This is a genomic window from Prevotella bivia DSM 20514 (assembly GCF_000262545.1).
GTDB classification, from domain to species: Bacteria; Bacteroidota; Bacteroidia; order Bacteroidales; family Bacteroidaceae; genus Prevotella; species Prevotella bivia.
The window spans coordinates 1-21,826 of the sequence record NZ_JH660660.1; the positions used below are offsets into that span (position 1 = coordinate 1).

Sequence of the window (21,826 nt, forward strand, 5' to 3'; positions counted from 1 at the left end):
TTGAGAGCGCGTAGGTAAGATCTTGTTGTGGCTACAATATGGCTACAATTAAAAAGGATAAAAAAATAAAAGACTATGATACAAGGAGTTGCAGCGAAATGGTCATTTTCCTCTCTCTTCGGCATTTCTTTCTCCCTTACCGATTGCTTGGCTATGAGCCTGTCTATATCCTCCGAAATCTTGTTATCCGTTACCTGCGCATAAACTTGAGTGCTTGATATGGAGGCATGCCCCATCATCTTGGCTATGCTCTCAATGGGAATACCTGCGCTCAGGCTCATCGTGCCGAAGGTGTGGCGAGCCATGTGGTAGGAAAGTCTTTGGCGGATACCGCAAGCCTTTCCCACGATGCTCAGTTTGGTATCCATGACACTGCGGCTGCAATCACGGTGAAAAACAAGGTGGTCGCCTTTTTCTTTCACCGTCTGCTGTACCTCGCTTCTTTCCGGCTCTTTCTGGCAATGACTGATGATGGCTTCCGCTATGGGATGTAACGGCACGATGAACTCAACCTTGGTTTTCTGACGTTCCTTTCTTATATACATCTGTCCTTCCGCTGTCGTTTGGATATGCTTGTATTCCAAATTTTCCATATCCGAGATTGCCAGTCCTGTGAAGCAGGAAAAGATGAACATCTGTCTTGCCAGCTCCGCTTCCTTGTCGTTCATCCTCATTGGCATAAGTTTCATTACATCGCCCTTTTGCAGAAAACGTATCTTCTTTTCCTCCTTTTCATACTTGGCATTCTCAAACGGATTGCAGCGGATAATCCTCTTGCTGACCGCACGGAACATCAATCGGCTCAGCCAGCAGAGGTTGCTGTTGATGGTGGATGCTCTCAGCCCACGCTTTTTCAGAAAAAAACGGTATTCCTCGAACAAGTCCTCTGTAATGGTTCCGATGGGTATGTCCTGCACTCCTTTGTTTTCGACAAATTCACGGAGATTTCTGTCAGAATAGAACAGATTCAGGTAAGTTCCCTCTGCCCTTGATCTGCCAACACTTTCCTTGACTGCTTGGAGTTCCGCCCTGCTCATGGCAAGGAGCGTGGTCGGATTGGTGGCAATACCTTGCAAGCGGTTCTTGATAAGTTCCACGCTTACAACTCCATCCTTTACAAGAATGTCCCGATAGGTCTTTTCCACCAAATCCCTGAATTCTTTGATTCTTTGGTTTGTCTTCTTGTTTGTTGTCAAACTCTGCTTGGTGTTCCACTCGCAGACTTTACACTCTTCTCCTGTGGTAATGGCTGTATTCTTTCCGTCGATGGTGATACGGCAGAGAATGGCGGTATTGCCGTCTGCCTTTGTTTTCTGTCTGTTAATATAGAACAGTATCTTGAATGTACTTCTCATAATGGTCTTGATTGAATTGTTCATGTTTTATTTAACGATAAAACAATGTTGAATGAAAGAAATGGTCAGATAGCCAACTGCATATCTTCAGTGAAAGAAAGGAAACGGTCAAATTCCTCAAAGAGTTTCTGCGGTGTTACCTTTGCATAACGCTCGGTCATGCTCACGTTGGAATGCCCCAGCATCTTACTAACGGTCTCAATCGGTACACCCTGTTCAAGCGTGATGAGCGTGGCAAATGTGTGCCTTGCCGTATGTGTGGTAAAAGGAAACGAGATGCCTGCACGAAGCCGCAGGGCTTTCAAATAAGATTGGTAAGTGGCATATCCCATGAAAGGGAGCAATGTTTCCCTTTCATCGCTGTGGAGCTTTTCCATCAGCCGTATGGCTTCGGGCAGCAGTTTGACACGACAAGGCACACCTGTCTTGTGGCGGTTGAACTTCAGCCAAAGGCTACTCTCGTCGTCACGCACAAGATGGGACTTGTCCAGTTCCATCAAATCACAATATGCAGCACCCGTATAACAGGCAAAGAGGAAAATATCCCTTGCCGTTTCCATTTCCTCCTCCAAGTCCTCAAAGTGGAGAGTCTTTAACTTCTCAAATGCCCCTCTGTCAAGTGCTTTGGGGAGTTTCTTGTTACCCTTGCTGATTTTGACTTTGTCGAAAAGCAGGAAGTCTGCCAACCCCTCACGGTAAGCCAGCCTGCATACCGTTTTCAAATGGGTGGCGACATTGTAGAATGAGCTTTCCTGAAATCCACACTCCCCTAAGAAGTACTGCTGAAACTCATGGATGAAGTTCTCTGTCAGTTGTGAGAAGGCTAAGTCAGAAACCTTATACTTCTTTTGGATGAACTCCTGCAAGTGGATTCTCGTGGAGTGATAGCTTGCCATTGACTCTTTTCTGATGTCTACACCGATATGACTTTCTTTCTCTCGGATAAGCATATCCAATCTTTCAATGAGCCTACACCGTGCCTGCACACTGCCTTGAAACTGTTCCTTCACGTCGGTTGCGTCAAATGAGCAACCTCTTGCAAGCAAAGACTGATAGGCTGACTGAATGGACAGCAGCAAGTTCTCCAACCTGCCATTCACTTCCACCGCCTCACGACTTTTTCCGTCCATTCTGCTCTCACGGGGATTCCACAGGTCAGGATTACAGGAGAGCTTGCAACTGAACTGCGCGATAGAACGTCCGATGGTTATCCGCCCCATAATCGGAGCCTTACCCGACTTGTCCAGACCGCTCTTTTTGAGGTAGAGCAACACCTTCATTTTCTCTTGTTTCATACGCTTTGATGTTTTGTGGCAAAATTACCAAATTCAAAGCGTTCCTCACTTATGCAGAAAACTGCCGACCGCAGCAACAGCCACACGAGCGAAAATAATTCAGTTACCGAATATTACTCCATCGTTACCTATGACGAAATCGGGTAACGATTTGGTAACTGAACTTCTGCCTAAATCTGCACATTATGACCCTTTTTGAAAAGAGCACTTCTATGCAAATTATTCCGTTTCCTACTCATTATCAGTCTGTTTACACCAACTTCGATATTTCTTCATTTTCGCTGATTAGTTGCTCATTAAAACATCATCATTTACAGAGCAAAACATCATCTTTTGCATAGTAAAACGTTATGTATTTGTAAGGCCTTTATTATCATATAGTTACAACTATATTAAACATAAGACTGCTCAATATTCTTTGTTGATATTTTTACATATTCGTTACTAACACTACTGTTTGGCTAGTAGAGAAACTATCCACCCTTTTTTTCTACTAAACTATTATGTATTTAAGAGCTAAAAGAGAATTTCCTTTGGATGATGTACAAAAGTAGTCCCTCCATGCTCAATAAGGAAGTTCTTATCTCGGAAGCCCCAAAGCACACTAATACATGGTAGATTGCAATTTTTTGCAGTCATAATATCTACATCACTATCGCCTATATATACAGCACGTTCTGCTGTTACACCTAATTGTTTTAAGGCTTCAATAACAGTGTCAGGGGCAGGTTTCTTCTTAATCGTTTCACGCTCGCCAATGGCTACTTCAATCGTGTCGGGAAAGAAATGGCGGGCAAGTTCTTGTGTGGCGGTATAAAACTTGTTACTTACAATGGCTAAGTGCTTACCACGGCGTTTTAGTTCGGCAAGTAGTTCGGGAATACCTTCGTAAGGGTGGGTAGTATCAAGATTGTGTTCTAAATAATGTTGGCGAAAGAGAGCATAAGTTTGTTCAAACTTAGGATTGTTCTCACCGTTAGGAATAGCACGTTGCATAAGTTTTTTTACACCGTTACCAACAAACATTCTAATTTCATCAATGGAGTGTTCTGGCATTCCGTTTTTGCGTAAAGCATAGTTGGTACTAGCTGCAAGATCTTCGAGTGTGCAGAGAAGTGTTCCGTCAAGATCGAAGATATAAGTATCGTATTCTTTCATTATTGTCCTCTTTATAGCCAAATGTTGTTAAGCTTTGGATGTTTTGTTGTGCAAATATAAGGAATAAATGCTGAAATACTTATCTTTGCATATCTAAATTAGAAAAGAAAAAGAAAATATGGGCAATAGTAAGAAGAAAAGGGATTCGGCTAATTCTAAGTTCGCTTTACTGATCGTTGCGGCAATTGTGCTTTTCGGAGGTTATATCGCATTCTTCTCAAGTATGTCGAAAGATGGAGAGGCACACTATGTAATGGTAGATGAAAACGATACTCCTGACTCCATTTTACACAAGTTAAAGCCAGAGGCAAAAGGTTATGGCTTCTTAGTGTATAAGCAATTGGCTAGTGTGATAGGCTATGGTGATCATATTCGTGTGGGTAGGTATAAAATAGGCAATAGTGGTGCGCTGATGACCTTTCGACATATTCGTAATGGAATGCAAGCACCTATTAGCTTGACTATCAAGAGTGTGAGAACGCTTGGCGATTTAGCAGATGATGTTTGCAAACAGATGATGTTTACGCGTGCGGAATTTATGAATAAAATAACCGATCCTGAAACGTGTAAGAAGTATGGTTATACCCCAATGACGATTATCGCCATGTTTGTGCCTAATACTTACGATTTTTATTGGGATACTTCTTTAGATAAATTCCTAGATAAGATCAATGCTGGAAGTAAAAAGTTTTGGAATTTTGAACGTACACAAAAGGCAAAGCAAATGGGCTTTACTCCTGTCGAGGTAATTACTATGGCTAGTATTGTAGATGAAGAAACTGATAATGTAGAGGAAATGCCAATGGTAGCAGGAATGTATATGAACCGATATAAAAAGGGAATGCGTTTGCAGGCAGACCCTACGGTAAAATATGCCACAAGAAACTTTACAGCTCATCGCATTTATGAAAAGTGGACTCGAGAAGATAGTCCATACAATACTTATATGTATAAAGGATTGCCTATTGGTCCTATTCGTATTCCGTCGGTCGATGCTATAGATGCGGTGTTAAACTATGTTCACCATGATTATATGTATATGTGTGCAAAGGAAGACTTTAGTGGCACACATAATTTTGCAAAGACTTACGAAGAGCATCAAGTGAATGCTGATAATTATGCAAAGGCTTTAGACGAAAAAGGTATCAAATAAACAAGGTTTATAAATGCTTCAGATATAAAGACAATGTCTTGACCGCATAGTTCTTTTGCATAATAAAGAAAAGTTTTTGTATAAATAGAGATGAACCCTTTGACAGGTTCATCTCTATTTAGTTTTATATATGTTTGAGTTGCTTTAAATAAGTTCCACCTTATCAATGTGTTGCTCTTTATCGCAATAGTGGCATTTTACAATACCATTTTCTTTATCCATTACGTTAAAGATCGTTTCCATAGGCTCGTTATTGGTAATGCATTTTGGATTATTACATTTTACGATGCCCCGAAGCTCGTCAGGTGTTACCACTTTCTTCTTCTCTACCACTTCATAGTCTTTAATGATGTTCAGCACAACGTTTGGGGCAACTACCGACAAACGAGATATTTCATCATCGGTAAAAAACTTGTCGCTTACCTTGATGATACCTTTAGAGCCTACCATCTTCGATGAGAAGTTAAAGCCAATAGTAACGGGCATAACGAGCTTCTGGAGCTGTAATAGATTAACTACTTGAAAAGTTTTCTCTGCAGGGATATGATCTATCACTGAACCGTTTTCGATTGCAGCTACTAATCTTTCTTTCTTTGACATATTCTATTCTTTTATTTAGACACGATTTGCATGATATTTTCTGGTCTAATCTTTCTAAAAAAACTATTCTATCTTATAGAATTATTTATGAATGAATTTCTAAAAATCTATTCTATGATGGTTTTGTCATTGCGAATATCTTCTAGTGAGATACCTAGGCAATGACAAAAAATGGCTTCACGCGCATAAAGTCCGTTTTTAGCTTGCTGTATGTAGTAAGCATGCGGATCGTTATCAACATCGTATGCAATTTCGTTTACACGTGGTAGAGGATGTAATATCCTCATGTTTTCACGTGCCATAGACAGCATATCTCTGCGTAAGATATATACATTCTTTACATGTTCGTATTCCATTAAGTCAGAGAAACGCTCTTTTTGTACGCGAGTCATATATAAGATGTCTGCATCAGCAATGATCTCTGGTGTAAAGTCCTCATGCTCTACATATTTTATATTGTGTTCCTTACAATAAGTTTTGTACTCTAATGGCATTGCTAATTCCTTTGGTGCAATGAAGTGAAAAGTAGGGTTGAAGTGGCGCATAGCCATAATGAGGGAGTGTACGGTTCTGCCATATTTCAAATCACCAACTAAGAAGATGTTTAAGTTGTCTAGCGTGCCTTGTGTTTGATAAATGGTATATAAGTCGAGTAAGCACTGTGAGGGGTGCTGATGCGCACCATCGCCAGCATTGATAATAGGCACTGGTGCTATTTCTGAGGCATATTGTGCTGCTCCTTCTATATAATGGCGCATCGCTATCGCATCTGCATAATTTGAAACCATTAAAATAGTATCTTTCAGAGTTTCCCCTTTACTCACACTAGATGCTTTCGCATCTGTAAAGCCTATCACCTTTGCACCAAGCCTGTTGGCTGCAGTTTCAAAACTCAAGCGAGTACGTGTAGAGGGTTCATAAAATAAGGTTGCTATAACCTTACCCTTTAAAAGCTCGCGGTTAGGATGTTTCTCAAACTCGTGCGCCATTTCGATCAAATGTAATAATTCAGCTCGATTAAGCGTCTTAATATTTACAAAATTATGCTTTTCCATCAGGCAAAACTGTTTTTATGATGATTTGAGTGTAAAGTTACTGAAAATCAATATATCTGTCAAGGCTAAATAACAGAAAGTGTGGCATCTATCAAAAAAACTTTTATTTATTTTGTGCTTTCCTTATTTAGAGGTATCTTTGCATATATTTTCATTTATTCTGAGGACAGAATTTTTTCATAAGTTTATGATTAGAAGGCATTTCGTACATATTATTTGGGGATCATTTGTTGCTATTGTGGGCGCAATATTTGTTTTCTTTATCTCCGTGTGGAACGGCTGGATAGGTTATATGCCTAATATGGACGAACTTTCCGACCCTATAGATAAGTTTGCCTCGCAAGTTTATTCCTCTGATCAAAAGCTTATTGGCACATGGAACCAAGATAATGCTAACCGTGTTGCTATAGGTTACAATAGTCTTTCTCCACATCTTGTTCATGCCCTTGTAGCTACGGAAGATGAACGTTTTTATGAACATTCTGGAGTTGACTTTATAGCCCTTGGGCGTGCTATTGTAAAACGAGGAGTGATGCGCCAGCAGAATGCTGGTGGTGGATCGACTATTACGCAACAATTGGCAAAGCAAATCTTTTCTGAAAAAGCACATAGCAGCTTTGAACGTTTGCTACAAAAGCCTATAGAATGGGTTATTGCTATCAAACTAGAAAGATATTTCACAAAGGAAGAAGTGATAGCGATGTATTTTAATTATTTCGACTTCCTTCATAATGCTGTCGGTATAAAACGTGCAGCTAATGTGTATTTTAATAAAGAGCCTAAAAATCTAAATGTTATAGAATCGGCTCTATTAGTAGGCTTATGTAAGAACCCCTCTTTCTACAATCCTTTGCGCTATCCAGAACGTTGTATGGACAGAAGAAACACAGTGTTAATGCAGATGGCAAAATCGGGTTATCTTACACATAATGAATATATTGAACTATGTGGTCAACCTCTTGGTGTTCACTATTCTAAGGTGAAACCCGTGAATGGATCGGCTAACTATTTCCAAGCTTTCTTGCGTCAATACATGATGGCTGTAAAACCAGAACGCGAAAATTACCAATCGTGGCGTATGCGCGATTTTGTTATCGACTCTATAGCATGGGATCAAGATCCATTGTATGGATGGTGTAACAAGAATTTTAAGCGTAATGGCGATCCTTATAATGTTAATGCAGACGGACTTCGCATTTACACTACGATAGATACACGCATGCAACAATATGCTGAAGAGGCTGTGCGTAAGCAGGTGGGAGGTAAGCTTCAGGCTTTGTTTAATCAAGCAAGTCGTTATAAAAAAAATGCTCCTTTCTCTTCTAATCTCACTCGCAAGCAGATTAAAGCAATATTAAACGCCGCTTGTTTACGTAGCCGTCGTTATCTTGCATTAAAGAACCAAGGTGCTAGTGCAGAGGAGATTAAACGTAGTTTCCGCACACCACATGAAATGACTTTATTTACTTATCATGGGGAAGTAGATACTTTGATGACGCCTATTGATTCTGTTCGCTATTATAAGTCATTTCTTCGTTCTGCTTTTATGAGTATGGATCCTAAGACAGGGGCAGTAAAAGCGTATGTGGGGGGTATCGACTATCAGCATTTTAAATATGATATGGTAATGGGTGGTCGCCGTCAGGTGGGTTCTACTATTAAGCCTTTTCTCTATGCGTTAGCAATGCAAAATGGTATGACTCCATGTTCTACTGTTCTTAACGTACAGCGTACTTATGGTGGCTGGACTCCTCGTAATGGCTCGCGTGCTCGCTATGGTCAAGAAGTACCATTGAAGTGGGGTTTACAGCAGTCTAACAACTGGATTTCTGCTTACTTGATTAGTTTACTAGGGTCATCTCAGTTTGTGAATATTTTGCATGATTTCGGATTAAACAATCCTGATATTGATAAGAATGCTTCACCAGTACTTTGTTTAGGTCCTTGTGAGGTGTCCGTAGGTGAAATGACAAGTGCTTATACCACTTTTGCTAATAATGGTATCCGTTGTGCACCATTATATGTAACTAAGATTGAAGATAGTCATGGTAATGTATTAGCAAAGTTCCAACCATTGATGACTGAAGTTATATCTTCGGCTTCTGCTAATCAGATGCTTGATATGTTAATGGCAGTGGTTAATGGTGGTACTGCTAGCCGTTTGCATCGTTATCTTAACTATACTGGCGATATAGGTGGTAAGACGGGTACTACAAACAATAACTCTGATGGATGGTTTTTAGGCATTACCCCAGAGCTTGTTAATGGTTGCTGGGTAGGTGGTGAAGATCGGGATATTCGCTTCGAGTCTACTGCTCTTGGTCAGGGAGCTTCCACTGCTCTTCCTGTATGGGCATATTATATGCAACTCGTCTATGCTGATAAGCGACTAGGTTATCACCCTTCAGCAAAATTTAATCTTCCTCCAAACTTTAATCCATGTGCTGTTGCTGACACTTTAAGTATCAATGGCATTCAGGAAGAGTTCTTTTAAGTAATAGAGAAGCAATTATATAAGAAATTAATAAGGTTTTCCACTTGTTAATAGAAGGCTAATGGACAAGGCTAAATAAAGGCTTAAACTCCTTTAAAAAGAATGTTGTTCAAGATACACAACTTTAGAAAATTATCGGCAAGAATACTTTTAGGAGTATTCTTATTGATGCTATTGCTGAACTCACTCCATCATCATAAACGGAACACAATAGTAGAGAAGTAATGTTATGCTTGTTTACTTACTCTGCCAACTTCAAAGGTAATAAGAATGGGTTTGTATGGGATGGTCGTTGGTCGCAAAAGTTGGCACACAACTATAAGAATAAGTATGATAACTATATTGCTGGCACACAATTCCGTGAGAATGCTGCCAATATGATGTTAGGCTTCAATAAACATTGGGGATACTCTCACGTTATATTAAGCTATTATCACCTTACTCTGGGTATTTGCCGAGGTCGATGGTAGCGATAGCTATACTTATGCTAAGGAACTTCCTTTTCAGCAGATACATCATTATAAGATAGTTAACGGTAATGTATTTTATATAGGTAAAGGTACTCTTCATTCCATTTTAGGGTATCAGTAAAATCATCGGCAAGAATTTGAGGAGAGTGAAAATGAACCAAGCCTTGATATGCTGCTTCACACGATCAACTACGACCTAAAGTATGAATGTATGGGAAGAAAAAAATAGTGGCTAAGGTTGTTAGTAGAATATATTAACAAGTCCTATGCCACTATTTAGTTGAACGACAAGTCTTCACAGATTTTGTAGTTCGGATAATTATTTAGAGAGTTTCTTTTGTCTTACTTTAAAACTTAGCCATCTTAATAGCTACAACAGCACATTCATCGCCCTTGTTTCCTAGTTTTCCACCACAGCGATCTTGTGCTTGTTGTAAGTTGTCAGTTGTTAACAAACCGAATACAACAGGAATATTTTGTGTGGCATTAAGATGTGCTATTCCTTGTGTTACGCCTTCACAAATATAATCAAAGTGAGGAGTTTCACCACGAATGACACTTCCGAGTATAATAACAGCATCGAAGCCATCATTCTTAGTCATTTGTTGTGCGCCATAAACAAGCTCAAAGCTTCCAGGAACAGTTTTCACATGAATGTTTTCTGGTAGGCAGCCATGTCTCTCTAGCGTCTTTACAGTACCATCTAGCAATGCACTGGTAATTTCAGTATTCCATTCTGAAACAACGACACCAAAGCACATATTACTTGCGTCTGGAACTGATTGCACGTCGTAGTCAGATAAGTGATGTAATGCTGTTGCCATAGGTGTTATTAGTTGGATGCACGTTCTATATACTTGTCAATATCTTGGAAGATAGGAGAGTTTACGTACTTCTTCTTAATTTCCTTGTAGATTTCAGATGCTTCAGCTTTTTTGCCCTCACTTTCAAGGATAATACCTGCCTTGCGAAGTGCTAAAGGAGCAATACTCAAGTTAGTATTCTCATCAGCTTGAGCATCTGCCATTTGTGCAGCTTTCTTTAGACTTTCAACAGCCTTATCATTTTGGTTGTTGTTAGCATAGATGTCGCCTAATGCCATTTGTGATGCAGGACTAATGATTTGGTCATCAGATGTGCTAAACTTTTCTGCGTACTGTGCAGCGCTAGCCCAATTAGGTTTTGCGCTGTGTGCATAGCATAATGCGATATATAAATTAGCAAGATTACCAGCTTCTGTACTACCATAGTCTGACTGTACCTTCATAAAGCCCTTCAAAGCTTGGTCATATTGCTGAGCGTTGAATAGTGTCTGACTTTTTGCTAACTCAGTGCTAGCTTCTTGTTCTTGTGGATCAGATATGAGAGTTTTATATGCAACAAAACCTCCAATAATTACGATTAAGACCACAATAGCAATTATAATTTGCTTTCCGTACTTAAAAAATACAGCTTCAGAGTTGTTTAGAGTAGCTTCGGTTGTACTCTTACCATTTTGATTTGCCATTTTATATTTTAATTCTTTATTATTATCGTATCTAATAATGGTATGTAATTATTTGCGCAAAATTAGTTATTTTCCCCCAATTAATAAAATATATACCTCTTTTTTTTCAGTGTTGGTAGAAAAACGGCTACCTTTGCATATATTAAATTACAATGCGATTAGATAAACTCTCCATAATAAATTATAAGAATATTCAAGCAGCGACACTTGAATTGTCTCCAAAGCTAAATTGTTTCATTGGGCATAATGGCGAAGGTAAGACAAATTTGCTAGATGCTATCTATTATTTGTCGTTCTGTAAGAGTGCTTTTAATCCTAAGGATTCGGAAGTAATGTGTCATACTGCAGACTTTTTGGTATTAGAAGGCGATTATACTACGGAAGCAGGAGATGCTGAACAGGTGTATTGTGGCATGAAGCGAGGTTCGAAAAAGCATTTTAAGCGCAACAAGAAAGAATATAAACGCCTTTCTCAACATATCGGGTTAGTTCCGCTAATTTTTATTTCTCCCGCAGATTCTTCTCTAATAACAGGAGGTAGTGAAGAGCGACGCCATTTAATGGATGTTGTTATTTCTCAATATGATGCCCTTTATATGGAGTCTTTATCACGTTATAACAAGGCTTTGCAGCAGCGTAATAGTTTGTTAAAACAAGAGGAAGAACCTGATGAAACATTGTTAGAACTTCTCGAAGGGCAGATGGCTGAGTATGGAGAAAAGGTTTTTAAGAAGCGTACTGCTTTTGTGGAAGATCTCCAACCTGTGTTTCAGCGTATTTATCAAGCTATTTCAAATGAGCATGAACAAGTATCACTAACTTATGTGTCGCATGGTCAGCGTGGCGATTTGCTGAATGTAATTCAACGTGATAGGGCAAAAGATCGGATAATGGGTTATTCTCTTCATGGCATTCATAAGGACGACTTGGTAATGCAATTGGGTAATTATTCAATAAAGCGTGAGGGAAGTCAAGGACAAAATAAAACGTATGTGTTAGCTTTAAAACTAGCACAGTTTGATTTTCTTCGGCGTACAACAGCGAATAACACTCCACTTTTATTACTTGATGATATCTTTGATAAACTTGATGCTAATCGTGTTGAGCAGATTATACGATTGGTTTCGAGTGATGATTTCGGGCAAATTTTTATTACAGATACTAATCGTGATCATTTAGATAAGATATTACAGGGTGGGGCGTTCAACTATAAGTTATTTTCGGTTGAGAATGGTGAGGTGACAATAAAAGAAGCATAAGGGTATGTTTAGACGTAAGGTAGAGGTTTTAGATGATGTGTTAAACCATTTTTTGCGTAATGAAGGACTTGAAACTCCATTGCTGCAACGCCGTTTAATAAATGCTTGGGAAGAAATTGCAGGTAAAACTGTAGCTAAATATACACAAGAAAAATTCATTAAAAACCAAACTTTATTTGTCAAGATTATTAATCCAGCTTTAAAGGCTGATTTAACAATGATGAGGTCTGAATTGATAAGGAAGTTGAATGCTTATGTCGGTTCTATGCTTATTGCTGATATAAAATTTTATTAAACGATGGCTATTTGGGGAGAGAGAAAAGGTATAGAACTTTACTTTGGCTAAGTTAGGTAATGTAAATCAAAACATCCGTCTGCATCACGCAGGCGGATGTTTTGCATTATTGGGGGCAAACCCAATAAACTTTACTCTCTAAAAAATGAATATAACGTTTCGAAAATTTATCTATATTAAAATATTGCTAGTATATATTTTTTTTATTCTTTATATTCTCTATATTAAGTTTTATCGCTTATTCTCCATTTTGGGGAGTGAGCATATTAATCTTTTTTCAACCCTTTCTTTGTCTTTTCTCATTTTTTGCCTTAATTTCTTCTTCTTTTCTCTTATGAAGTAGCTTGATAAGTGTATCTAAACCTTCTATAAGATCGTTAAGGTTGTCTTCTTGGAAATCCTCTGAAGAAACCTTATCTAGCATACAATGAGGAATATTCTTTGCTTGTGCTTCAAGCTCTTTACCTTTCTTGGTTAGAAAGATGAAAGTTTCTCGTCCGTCTTCCTTTCCTTTTTTACGACTCACAAGTCCTTCTTCGTCCATTCTTTTAAGCAAAGGAGTAACTGTGTTTGAATCAAGTTCTAGCTTGTGAGAAATCTCCATAACCTTCTGACCATCTTGTTCCCATAAAACCATCATTACGAGATATTGAGGGTAGGTTAAGCCAATTGCGTCTAGCAAAGGGTAATATGCTTGAGTAATTAAGCGGCTTGCTGTATAAAGTCTGAAGCAGAGCTGATTTTTTAGTTTAAGAAGTTCGTATGCCATTGTCTTTAATGAATTATTTTTTATATATACCTTGCGCGATTTTAATCACTAAGCCTTAAACTATTATTACTGCTTTAGTTCGATGGTATAGGCATAAGTGATGAGTAACTTGTTCTGTTTAATATAATTAGTTTTTATCCTGTTTTGCATGATATGCATACTAACTATTGTTCAGACTGCAAAGGTAACTAAAACTTTATCAATCGTTGGCGATAAGCTTATAGATTTAATAGCTTTTAACAACAACTATTTGCCTGCTTCTGCTTTTATAATATCTTAGTTGTGCTTCTTGGATTTGCCCTTGTGTTCACAATACTTATTTGCCACCCATAGCTTAAAAAAAGAAGGTAAGTCTATCATAATTACTTATTATGTAATGATAGCTTACCTATTAAAATTGTCTGCTAGCGCAATATTTTTGTATTATCTTAAGTCTATAATCTCTGCTTTAGGATATTGCTTCCTATTAAATTGGAACATGGAATTGCTCAAGTTTTTAGGAACAATACTTGTGATTTTAATGGTAGTCCACTTGCTACCTTGGCGCATTTTTATCTGCTTTAGCTGATTTCCACTTAAAGTTATGTATGCTTCTGGCACGCTACGCTTCTGATTTTTGGCTACCATGTGTACCACTTTTTGCCCCCCTTTAGTAGTCATAGATAGTGTATATCCATTTTTATACATACTAATAATACTATAAGGATTTACCGATAAGCGTTGAGCCTCTGTAGGAGTAGAGATGTTTACTTCATTTGTCGATTTCATATAAGTCCACTGTGTCTTACCATCAAACCATACTGAGGCCTGTCTAGTTACTGCCATGAACTTATTTCCTTTAATAGCTACTGTACCCGAAGTGCCGCCTAAGCCCAACTTTGAGATAGAAAAGCATGCTTGTACCCCACCTTTATGGCTAATGATAGCTGTAGCTTTATCCAAGCAATCTTTGGCTTGATTAGCATTCTGTGCATAGAACTCATTGCTAATAAATAATGCAATGAAAAGAAAAATGTATTTGGTTATCTTCATCATACTCACTATATATCTTTAAAAAGTTATTAATTATTAGATGATCTCTTTCTGATAAAGTTTAATGTCCGTGTAATGTACTAAGTAAAGCATCAAGTGTATTCTCATCGCTTATGAGAACTTCACGTGGTTTAGATCCTTGAGCTGCTCCTACAATACCAGCACTTTCAAGTTGATCCATTAAACGTCCTGCACGGTTGTAGCCTATTGAGAAACGTCGCTGTATCATACTAGTAGAGCCTTGTTGAGACATTACTATGGCGCGAGCTGCATCTTCAAAAAGCGGATCTACATTGTGGGTGTCTAAACCGCCAGCATTTCCACCACCATCTTCCGATATTGGTTCAGGAATTTCTAGCGGATGTACAGGGCCTGGTTGGTTAGCGATAAACTTATTGATCTTATCTACCTCAGGAGTATCAACGAAGGCACACTGCACGCGAACAGGTTCTCCACCATTAAGATAAAGCATATCACCTCTACCTACTAACTGTTGAGCACCTGGGCGATCAAGAATAGTACGTGAGTCGATCATTGCTCCCACGCGGAAAGCTATTCTACCTGGGAAGTTAGCCTTAATGTTACCAGTAATAATTGTCGCGGTAGGGCGTTGAGTAGCTATGACCATGTGGATACCTACAGCACGTGCTAGCTGTGCTATGCGGGTAATAGGTATCTCTATTTCACGTCCTGCTGTAAGAATTAGATCACCAAACTCGTCAATAATCACTACAATGTATGGCATAAAGTCATGCCCTTCTTCGGGGTTAAGGTGATGATTAAGAAACTTATTGTTATATTCCTTCAAGTTTCTAGCACCTGCAGCTTTGAGCATATCATAGCGTTCATCCATCAAGACACAAAGACCTTTCAATGTCTTTACTACTTTCTGAACATCTGTAATGATAGGTTCGTCTTCGTTGTCATCTACTGCTGCCATGAAGGGCTTTGCTATTGGAGCATATACACTAAACTCTACCTTCTTTGGATCTACAAGAACTATCTTTAGTTCGTTTGGATGTTTCTTATAGAGTAGGGAAGTGATGATAGCATTCAGTCCTACTGATTTACCTTGACCTGTTGCACCTGCTACTAGAAGGTGAGGAATCTTTGCAAGATCCACCATAAACACATCGTTAGTAATTGTTTTACCTAAAGCTATAGGTAGTTCCATATTCGACTCTTGGAATTTTTTAGAATTCAAAATAGAGAACATTGAAACAATGTTAGGGTTAGCATTAGGCACTTCAATACCAATAGTTCCCTTGCCAGGCATAGGGGCTATAATACGGATACCAATAGCAGCCAAGCTTAGTGCAATATCATCTTCTAGGTTCTTGATCTTTGAAATACGCACACCTTGAGCAGGAGTGATCTCGTATAAGGTAATTGTAGGTCCTACGGTTGCTCGTATACTTCTGATTTGTACTCCAAAGTCGTTTAACACCTTGATAATTCTATTTTTATTTGCCTCTAGCTCTTCTTTTCCAACATAGCTAGTACGCGAATCAGAGTCATATTCCTTTAATAAGTCAAGCGTAGGGAATTTCCATTTGGTAAAAGGTTCGCGAGGATTGATAGGAGTACCCATATCCGTTGAGTTTGCAACTACTTTACTATCGGCTTTCTCCTCTACTTTAGCTTCTTCAACTTCTAAGCTAACCTCTCTTTTTCTATTTTTCTTATAGGGGTTAGCAGTATTCTTTATATCCGTATCTGTTTCTTCATCTAGCTCGGTTATTTCATTATCGAGGTCAATTACTTTAGCAGTAGGGTCGGTCAATTCGCTAGTATATAAAGCCTCATCAGCACCAGAAGTGTCTTCATCTGGTGTTTCCACATCCATTCCCGATACCGCATTTTTATTTCTGCTCACTACTGTAAACTTTACTTTATCGCGAAGATATCCCACAGGGTTTACGATTTTTCTAACAACAGTAATCGTTTCTGATGTAAGATAAGTGAGGAAAGCCACTAAAATAATTACTAATAGCGCTATCAAACCAGGTGTTCCAACTACATTTTCCACTACCTGAACGCAGTAAGCTCCGTGATCACCACCAGGATTAAAAATCTGACTTCCCATCAGCGGAGTTAAGAACTTAGCAAAAACTACCGATGTCCAAATCATGCAAAGCGCTATTCCTAAGAACCATTTCCATAAGTTCACATGCTTATAAGCACCCATCATCTTAACTCCACACAGCGTTATAAAAGCAGGAATAAAGAAAGCTGGGATACCAAAACAGCGTGAGATAAAGAAATAGGATACCATCGCTCCAAGCGAACCACAGATATTCTGAAATTCTTGCCCTGTGTTTTTTAGCTCTCCTGGGCGAAGATCGGTAACAAGGCTTTGGTCAGCTTGACCTGTAGAAAAATAGCTGACGAATGCAAAACAGATGCAAATAGCAAATAAAACGAGTAGTAGTCCTACTACAAGTCCAGTTTTATCGTTAAAAATATTCTTTATGCCTAAAGCCTCTGTGAATGTCTTTGCGGTACGTTCAGTCTTCTTTTTTACCATCCTTGTTTTATCTTTTTATTCTTGCAAAAGTAATAATTTAGAGCCACATACCTCTATGATTTCAGAGATTTTTTTTTAAATTTGCAAACAGAAAGTATGCAAAAATGAAAACTATACTTTATAGTAAATTTGACAAGAAAGAAATAAAGGACTTACCACGGGTAATTTTCCCAGGCAGAATAGTTGTTGTAAAAACAGCAGAAGGAGCTTCTGCTGCGGTCGATTATCTGTTGCAAAGCGATATTCTTGGTATTGATACAGAGACACGCCCTTCGTTTAAAAAGGGTATAAGGCATAAGGTTGCGTTGCTGCAAGTTTCTACTCGTGAAGTATGTTTTCTTTTCCGTTTGAACATTATCGGTATTACAGATAGTATTATACGTTTACTCGAAGATACAAGCGTACCAAAGATTGGGCTTTCATTGCACGATGATTTCCGAATGCTAAATAAGCGAGTAACCTTTAAGCCGGGTTATTTTATTGACTTACAAGACTATGTAAAAGATCTTGGCATTCACGATTTGAGTTTGCAAAAGCTATATGCCAATGTCTTTGGAGAAAAGATTGTAAAGCGTGAACAATTAACCAATTGGGAAAATACAGAACTTACTGATAAGCAAAAACGCTATGCATCGACCGATGCGTGGACTTGTATTAATCTCTATTTAAAGATGAAGGAGCTTAAAGAAACTGGCGATTATAAGCTCGTTGAAAACGATTTAGAGCCTTCTAATGCGCCCTTTGATACAGTAGAAGTTAATGCAGAAATAACAACAAAATAATTAAGAATAGGGTAACCCAAAAATATTCATGTACAAACAAGTTTACTTAAAGAAAGGCAAAGAAGATAGTATTCTACGTTTCCACCCTTGGATCTTCTCGGGAGCTATTAAAGCTATAGAGGAAGGAATAGAAGAGGGCGATGTAGTCCGTGTACTAACCAATCAGGGCAATTTCATTGCAATGGGGCATTATCAAATAGGCTCTATTGCTGTGCGTGTACTATCTTTTAGCGATGTAAAGATAGATAAGGCTTTTTATGAAAGCCGATTGACTTCTGCTTTCGATGCTCGTAAGGCTATGGGAGTGGTTCGTGAAACTGCAACGCGTGGCATTATGGGGGCAGAGGAGCCAAATACCACTTATCGTCTTGTGCATGGTGAAGGTGATAACCTGCCGGGATTAATCATTGATGTATATGGTAATACAGCAGTGATGCAAGCCCATTCTGTGGGCGTGCATGTCGATCGTCAGCTTATTACAGATGCGCTTGTTAGTGTAATGGGGGATCAACTCACAAGTGTTTATTATAAGAGCGAGACCACTTTACCCTATAAAGCTGATTTAGGACAAGAAAATGGCTTTATTTACGGAGATACAGACAATAATATAGCGATAGAGAATGGATTGAAATTCCACATCGATTGGCTCAAAGGACAGAAGACAGGCTTCTTTATCGACCAACGTGAGAACCGCAGTTTGCTAGAATATTACGCTAAGGGTCGTAGTGTTCTGAATATGTTCTGCTATACAGGTGGATTCTCTGTTTATGCTATGCGTGGTGGTGCTAAGGAAGTTCACTCTGTGGATAGTTCAGCTAAAGCAGTGGAGCTTACCAATAAGAATATTGCACTTAATTTTCCTAATGACGATCGTCATGCAGCTTATTGTGAAGATGCCTTTAAATACTTGGACGAGCATAATGGCAAGTACGATCTCATTATCTTAGATCCTCCAGCCTTTGCAAAGCATCGTAGTGCGTTGAAAAATGGCTTGCGCGGTTATACTCGCTTAAATGTTAAGGGTTTTGAGAAGATCAAGAAAGGTGGTATCTTGTTCACTTTTAGTTGCTCACAAGTAGTAACCAAAGACAATTTCCGTCAAGCTGTATTCACTGCTGCTGCTCAGGCAGGGCGTAAAGTACGCATTTTACATCAGATCCATCAGCCTGCCGATCATCCTATTAATATTTATCATCCTGAGGGTGAATATCTTAAAGGATTAGTTCTATATGTTGAATAAGGTTCAGAACTTTATAAACAAACACCAACTGTTAGACAACAACAGACGCTATCTGGTCGCCCTTTCAGGGGGAGCAGATAGTGTCTGTTTGCTTTTAATACTCCATAAGCTTGGTTATGCCGTTGAGGCTGCTCATTGTAACTTTAAACTTCGAGGAGAAGAGAGCAATCGAGATGAACAGTTTTGTATAGATCTTTGTAAACGACAGAACATTAAAATTCATCTTATTCATTTTGATACACGCGAATATGCAGCACTTAAAAAGATTAGTATTGAGATGGCTGCGCGCGATCTTCGCTATCGTTATTTCGAACAACTGTGTAGGGATATAGATGCGGCTGGTATTTGTGTGGGACATCATCAAGACGATTCTGTAGAAACGATTTTGCTTAATCTTGTTCGAGGAACAGGCATTAAAGGACTTACAGGTATAAAACCTATCAATGGATTAATAATTAGACCTTTACTTGTCTGTTCAAAAGAAGATATTAACGCATATTTAAAAGCGGAAGGAGCAACTTACATTACCGATAGTAGTAATCTTGTGCCTGATGTGATGCGCAATAAAATTCGCTTACAAGTGTTGCCTTTGCTAAGAGAAATCAATCCTTCTGTAGAGCATGCTATCATGCAAACAGCTAGCCATTTGATAGAGACTGAAAGGGTGGTGGAAGGAGCAGTTGAAACAGCATTGTCTAGTGTTGCCTTTTCGCATAATAGGCTAACAGTATGTGGTTGTTTCGAGATTCCACTAAAAGTGTTTCTTGATTTTTCCTCCCCCGCCTATCTTCTCTTTCATGTATTGTCGCCTCTTGGCTTCAATTCTGCACAAATAAAGGAAATAAATGCAGGGTTAGCTACATCGGTTGGGCGTATTTGGGAAAGTGCGGAATATGAGATTACACTCGATGCGCTGTCATTGGTTATCAGTAGGAAAGATCATAAAAAAGCTCTCCATAAGAGGTTTCCTGAAGAAGGTTTGTACGTTGTCGACTCTGAACACTCTATCCGTATCACCTATATAAATAACGTGGAAGCTATCACATCAGAAGAGCTTCGCCGAGATCCATACACCATATATATAGATGCGGCACAGGCAAAATTTCCTTTAATCTTGCGCAATGTCGTAAATGGAGATAAGTTTGTACCTTTCGGAATGACGGGTGTTAAGCTAGTGAGTGATTTTCTTACCGACCTAAAAAAGAATCGTTTTGAAAAGCGTAACCAACTTCTTCTTACCGATGCTACAAACCTTTCGCTTTGGTTAGTGGGGCTTCGCACTGATAATAGGGTGCGTTATACAAAAAAATCCACTCAAGTTTTAAAAATAAGCTATATAGAAACACATAATATATAGTGCTATTAAGGAAACTTTTATGCGGATATTCTTAATTACAATACCCTTTTAATAATTGATCATAACTCTTTAAAGTAACAATAAGAATAACTCTTTTCTAAAACCTAAATTTATGATGAAACGAATACTCACATTTATTTTACTTTTTGCTAGCCTTATAAATGTTAAGGCACAGCGTTTTGAACAGTATTTCACTGATGCTACACTTCGTCTCGATTACATTTTCTCTGGAAATGCAACAAAGCAAAGTATAGCTATAGATGAGCAGAGCCGTATACCACGTTGGTATGGTAAGCATCAGCGTTTAAGCGAACTTCCTATGGAAGGTAATGGGCAAATTACTGTTCGCACTCATCGTTCACACGAAGTAATTTATAAGAATTCTTTTTCTACACTTTTTCAGGAATGGATTACTTATGATGAGGCAAAAACTACTTCTAAAGCCTTTCAAAATGTCTTTCTAGTTCCTTTTCCTAAGGATACGGTAGATGTTACCGTCGAATTGTTTAGCAATCGTCGTCAGGTTGTAGCTTCGCTTACCCATACGGTTGTCCCTTCTGATATTTTGATACGCCACATTGGAGAAAAGAATATCACCCCCTACGAAACACTTCAGCAAGCTGCTGATACCACGAATTGTATCCATATTGCCTATGTGGCAGAAGGATATACTGAGCAAGAGATGAACACTTTCTTAACCGACTGTCGTGTTGCTACCGAAGCTCTTTTTGCACATGAACCTTTTAAGAGTATGCGTAATAGGTTTAATATTGTAGCAGTAAAATCGCCATCGGAAGAGAGTGGCACTTCTGAACCTAGTCATGGGGTTTGGAAGAACACAGCGCTTCATTCTCATTTTGATACATTTTATAGTGATCGATACCTTACAACCTTACATTTGAAAGATCTTCATAATTGGTTGGCAGGTACGCCATACGAGCATATTATTGTTCTTGTAAATACAAAGGAATATGGTGGTGGTGGTATATTGAATTCATATAACCTTTCGATGACCCATAATAAGTATTTTAAACCAGTAGTAGTGCATGAGTTTGGACATTCTTTCGCTGGCTTGGCTGATGAATATGCCTACGAACAAGAGTCGCTCAATATGTATCCTACAGACATCGAGCCATGGGAAGCTAATATCACCACAATGGTGAATTTTGATAATAAGTGGAAGAAAATGGTGAAGAAAGGAACTCCGCTTCCTACACCACAACCAACTGATCTTGATACTCCATGCGCAAATGCGAGTAAATGGAAAGTGGGAGCTTACGAGCCAGCAGGCTATTCGCAACATGGTGTTTATCGTGCTTTCCCCGATTGTCGTATGCGTACCAATGTAAAGCCCGACTTCTGCCCAGTATGTCAAGATGCTATTAAAAAAGTGATTACTTTCTATACGGGCGAGTAATTTATGTAAAATTTTTTAGTGGTGATATTTGTATACATCATCAATTTACATCTGAAAGATG

At 38.7% G+C, this 21,826-nt stretch carries 20 protein-coding genes; 10 read left to right on the forward strand and 10 right to left on the reverse strand.

Going from position 1 to position 21,826, the window contains the following annotated elements; all coding sequences use genetic code 11:
- The coding region (locus PREBIDRAFT_RS02380) for a site-specific integrase (protein WP_244864329.1) at positions 1-1,355 on the reverse strand (1,355 nt) is incomplete at its 3' end.
- Positions 1,356-1,420: 65 nt separating this feature from the next.
- Positions 1,421-2,650: a site-specific integrase gene (locus tag PREBIDRAFT_RS02385; protein WP_004338741.1), complete on the reverse strand. Its 1,230-nt coding sequence runs from the start codon at positions 2,648-2,650 to the stop codon at positions 1,421-1,423.
- A 15-nt stretch (positions 2,651-2,665) separates the two neighbouring features.
- Here PREBIDRAFT_RS02385 and PREBIDRAFT_RS11785 point away from each other — a divergent pair, with 15 nt between their 5' ends.
- On the forward strand, positions 2,666-2,797 hold the full coding sequence (locus PREBIDRAFT_RS11785) for a hypothetical protein (RefSeq protein WP_262497953.1): 132 nt from the start codon (positions 2,666-2,668) through the stop codon (positions 2,795-2,797).
- Positions 2,798-3,166: 369 nt separating this feature from the next.
- Here the strand turns inward: PREBIDRAFT_RS11785 and PREBIDRAFT_RS02390 are convergent, their stop codons facing one another.
- Complete coding sequence (locus tag PREBIDRAFT_RS02390; RefSeq protein ID WP_004338742.1) at positions 3,167-3,808, reverse strand: HAD family hydrolase; 642 nt, start codon at positions 3,806-3,808, stop codon at positions 3,167-3,169.
- Between the two features lie 118 nt (positions 3,809-3,926).
- On the opposite strand from PREBIDRAFT_RS02390, the gene mltG reads away from it, so the two are divergent.
- Positions 3,927-4,961, forward strand: a complete 1,035-nt coding sequence (mltG, locus tag PREBIDRAFT_RS02395) for an endolytic transglycosylase MltG (RefSeq protein WP_004338743.1) — start codon at positions 3,927-3,929, stop codon at positions 4,959-4,961.
- A 144-nt stretch (positions 4,962-5,105) separates the two neighbouring features.
- Here the strand turns inward: mltG and pyrI are convergent, their stop codons facing one another.
- Both pyrI and pyrB read right to left on the reverse strand, forming a co-directional pair.
- Positions 5,106-5,561 (reverse strand): aspartate carbamoyltransferase regulatory subunit, encoded by a 456-nt coding sequence (gene pyrI, locus PREBIDRAFT_RS02400; RefSeq protein WP_004338744.1) that lies wholly within the window; start codon positions 5,559-5,561, stop codon positions 5,106-5,108.
- A 107-nt stretch (positions 5,562-5,668) separates the two neighbouring features.
- Positions 5,669-6,616 carry an aspartate carbamoyltransferase gene (pyrB, locus tag PREBIDRAFT_RS02405; protein WP_004338745.1) on the reverse strand — a complete coding sequence of 316 codons (948 nt, stop codon included), beginning with the start codon at positions 6,614-6,616 and terminating at the stop codon, positions 5,669-5,671.
- 190 nt (positions 6,617-6,806) lie between these two features.
- Here pyrB and PREBIDRAFT_RS02410 point away from each other — a divergent pair, with 190 nt between their 5' ends.
- Entirely contained in the window at positions 6,807-9,110 is a 2,304-nt protein-coding gene (locus PREBIDRAFT_RS02410; protein ID WP_036875619.1) for a transglycosylase domain-containing protein, read from the forward strand.
- 224 nt (positions 9,111-9,334) lie between these two features.
- Positions 9,335-9,580, forward strand: coding sequence for a hypothetical protein (locus PREBIDRAFT_RS11620; protein ID WP_036875440.1), 246 nt, complete (start codon positions 9,335-9,337; stop codon positions 9,578-9,580).
- A 347-nt stretch (positions 9,581-9,927) separates the two neighbouring features.
- On the opposite strand, the gene ribH is transcribed toward PREBIDRAFT_RS11620, so the two are convergent.
- Entirely contained in the window at positions 9,928-10,404 is a 477-nt protein-coding gene (gene ribH / locus PREBIDRAFT_RS02420) for a 6,7-dimethyl-8-ribityllumazine synthase (RefSeq protein ID WP_004338747.1), read from the reverse strand.
- A gap of 8 nt (positions 10,405-10,412) precedes the next feature.
- Positions 10,413-11,087 carry a tetratricopeptide repeat protein gene (locus PREBIDRAFT_RS02425; RefSeq protein WP_004338748.1) on the reverse strand — a complete coding sequence of 225 codons (675 nt, stop codon included), beginning with the start codon at positions 11,085-11,087 and terminating at the stop codon, positions 10,413-10,415.
- A gap of 152 nt (positions 11,088-11,239) precedes the next feature.
- On the opposite strand from PREBIDRAFT_RS02425, the gene recF reads away from it, so the two are divergent.
- Both recF and PREBIDRAFT_RS02435 read left to right on the forward strand, forming a co-directional pair.
- Positions 11,240-12,346 carry a DNA replication/repair protein RecF gene (gene recF / locus PREBIDRAFT_RS02430; RefSeq protein ID WP_004338749.1) on the forward strand — a complete coding sequence of 369 codons (1,107 nt, stop codon included), beginning with the start codon at positions 11,240-11,242 and terminating at the stop codon, positions 12,344-12,346.
- A gap of 4 nt (positions 12,347-12,350) precedes the next feature.
- On the forward strand, positions 12,351-12,641 hold the full coding sequence (locus PREBIDRAFT_RS02435) for a DUF721 domain-containing protein (protein WP_004338750.1): 291 nt from the start codon (positions 12,351-12,353) through the stop codon (positions 12,639-12,641).
- 277 nt (positions 12,642-12,918) lie between these two features.
- Here the strand turns inward: PREBIDRAFT_RS02435 and PREBIDRAFT_RS02440 are convergent, their stop codons facing one another.
- The 3 genes from PREBIDRAFT_RS02440 to PREBIDRAFT_RS02450 all read right to left on the reverse strand — a co-directional run bounded on the left by PREBIDRAFT_RS02440 (position 12,919) and on the right by PREBIDRAFT_RS02450 (position 16,969).
- Positions 12,919-13,410: a MarR family winged helix-turn-helix transcriptional regulator gene (locus PREBIDRAFT_RS02440; RefSeq protein WP_004338751.1), complete on the reverse strand. Its 492-nt coding sequence runs from the start codon at positions 13,408-13,410 to the stop codon at positions 12,919-12,921.
- Positions 13,411-13,833: 423 nt separating this feature from the next.
- On the reverse strand, positions 13,834-14,442 hold the full coding sequence (locus tag PREBIDRAFT_RS02445; protein ID WP_036875620.1) for a LolA-like putative outer membrane lipoprotein chaperone: 609 nt from the start codon (positions 14,440-14,442) through the stop codon (positions 13,834-13,836).
- 61 nt (positions 14,443-14,503) lie between these two features.
- Positions 14,504-16,969: an FtsK/SpoIIIE family DNA translocase gene (locus PREBIDRAFT_RS02450; RefSeq protein WP_004338753.1), complete on the reverse strand. Its 2,466-nt coding sequence runs from the start codon at positions 16,967-16,969 to the stop codon at positions 14,504-14,506.
- Between the two features lie 104 nt (positions 16,970-17,073).
- On the opposite strand from PREBIDRAFT_RS02450, the gene PREBIDRAFT_RS02455 reads away from it, so the two are divergent.
- The 4 genes from PREBIDRAFT_RS02455 to PREBIDRAFT_RS02470 all read left to right on the forward strand — a co-directional run bounded on the left by PREBIDRAFT_RS02455 (position 17,074) and on the right by PREBIDRAFT_RS02470 (position 21,765).
- The gene (locus PREBIDRAFT_RS02455) at positions 17,074-17,751 is read left to right on the forward strand and encodes a 3'-5' exonuclease (protein ID WP_004338754.1); all 678 of its coding nucleotides are present in this window, start codon (positions 17,074-17,076) and stop codon (positions 17,749-17,751) included.
- Positions 17,752-17,779: 28 nt separating this feature from the next.
- Positions 17,780-18,991 carry a class I SAM-dependent rRNA methyltransferase gene (locus PREBIDRAFT_RS02460; protein WP_004338755.1) on the forward strand — a complete coding sequence of 404 codons (1,212 nt, stop codon included), beginning with the start codon at positions 17,780-17,782 and terminating at the stop codon, positions 18,989-18,991.
- Positions 18,981-20,348 carry a tRNA lysidine(34) synthetase TilS gene (gene tilS, locus PREBIDRAFT_RS02465; RefSeq protein ID WP_004338756.1) on the forward strand — a complete coding sequence of 456 codons (1,368 nt, stop codon included), beginning with the start codon at positions 18,981-18,983 and terminating at the stop codon, positions 20,346-20,348. The genes PREBIDRAFT_RS02460 and tilS overlap by 11 nt, the downstream gene beginning before the upstream one ends.
- Before the next feature lie 115 nt (positions 20,349-20,463).
- Complete coding sequence (locus PREBIDRAFT_RS02470) at positions 20,464-21,765, forward strand: M64 family metallopeptidase (RefSeq protein WP_004339095.1); 1,302 nt, start codon at positions 20,464-20,466, stop codon at positions 21,763-21,765.
- Positions 21,766-21,826 lie beyond the last annotated feature (61 nt).

Excerpts from the sequence above, each read along its gene's own strand:
- PREBIDRAFT_RS02385 (WP_004338741.1), bottom strand. The coding sequence starts at position 2,650 with ATGAAACAAGAGAAAATGAAGGTGTTGCTCTACCTCAAAAAGAGCGGT.
- PREBIDRAFT_RS02390 (WP_004338742.1), bottom strand. The coding sequence starts at position 3,808 with ATGAAAGAATACGATACTTATATCTTCGATCTTGACGGAACACTTCTC.
- mltG (WP_004338743.1), top strand. The coding sequence starts at position 3,927 with ATGGGCAATAGTAAGAAGAAAAGGGATTCGGCTAATTCTAAGTTCGCT.
- pyrI (WP_004338744.1), bottom strand. The coding sequence starts at position 5,561 with ATGTCAAAGAAAGAAAGATTAGTAGCTGCAATCGAAAACGGTTCAGTG.
- pyrB (WP_004338745.1), bottom strand. The coding sequence starts at position 6,616 with ATGGAAAAGCATAATTTTGTAAATATTAAGACGCTTAATCGAGCTGAA.
- PREBIDRAFT_RS11620 (WP_036875440.1), top strand. The coding sequence starts at position 9,335 with ATGTTATGCTTGTTTACTTACTCTGCCAACTTCAAAGGTAATAAGAAT.
- ribH (WP_004338747.1), bottom strand. The coding sequence starts at position 10,404 with ATGGCAACAGCATTACATCACTTATCTGACTACGACGTGCAATCAGTT.
- PREBIDRAFT_RS02425 (WP_004338748.1), bottom strand. The coding sequence starts at position 11,087 with ATGGCAAATCAAAATGGTAAGAGTACAACCGAAGCTACTCTAAACAAC.
- recF (WP_004338749.1), top strand. The coding sequence starts at position 11,240 with ATGCGATTAGATAAACTCTCCATAATAAATTATAAGAATATTCAAGCA.
- PREBIDRAFT_RS02435 (WP_004338750.1), top strand. The coding sequence starts at position 12,351 with ATGTTTAGACGTAAGGTAGAGGTTTTAGATGATGTGTTAAACCATTTT.
- PREBIDRAFT_RS02440 (WP_004338751.1), bottom strand. The coding sequence starts at position 13,410 with ATGGCATACGAACTTCTTAAACTAAAAAATCAGCTCTGCTTCAGACTT.
- PREBIDRAFT_RS02445 (WP_036875620.1), bottom strand. The coding sequence starts at position 14,442 with ATGAAGATAACCAAATACATTTTTCTTTTCATTGCATTATTTATTAGC.
- PREBIDRAFT_RS02450 (WP_004338753.1), bottom strand. The coding sequence starts at position 16,969 with ATGGTAAAAAAGAAGACTGAACGTACCGCAAAGACATTCACAGAGGCT.
- PREBIDRAFT_RS02455 (WP_004338754.1), top strand. The coding sequence starts at position 17,074 with ATGAAAACTATACTTTATAGTAAATTTGACAAGAAAGAAATAAAGGAC.
- PREBIDRAFT_RS02460 (WP_004338755.1), top strand. The coding sequence starts at position 17,780 with ATGTACAAACAAGTTTACTTAAAGAAAGGCAAAGAAGATAGTATTCTA.
- tilS (WP_004338756.1), top strand. The coding sequence starts at position 18,981 with ATGTTGAATAAGGTTCAGAACTTTATAAACAAACACCAACTGTTAGAC.
- PREBIDRAFT_RS02470 (WP_004339095.1), top strand. The coding sequence starts at position 20,464 with ATGAAACGAATACTCACATTTATTTTACTTTTTGCTAGCCTTATAAAT.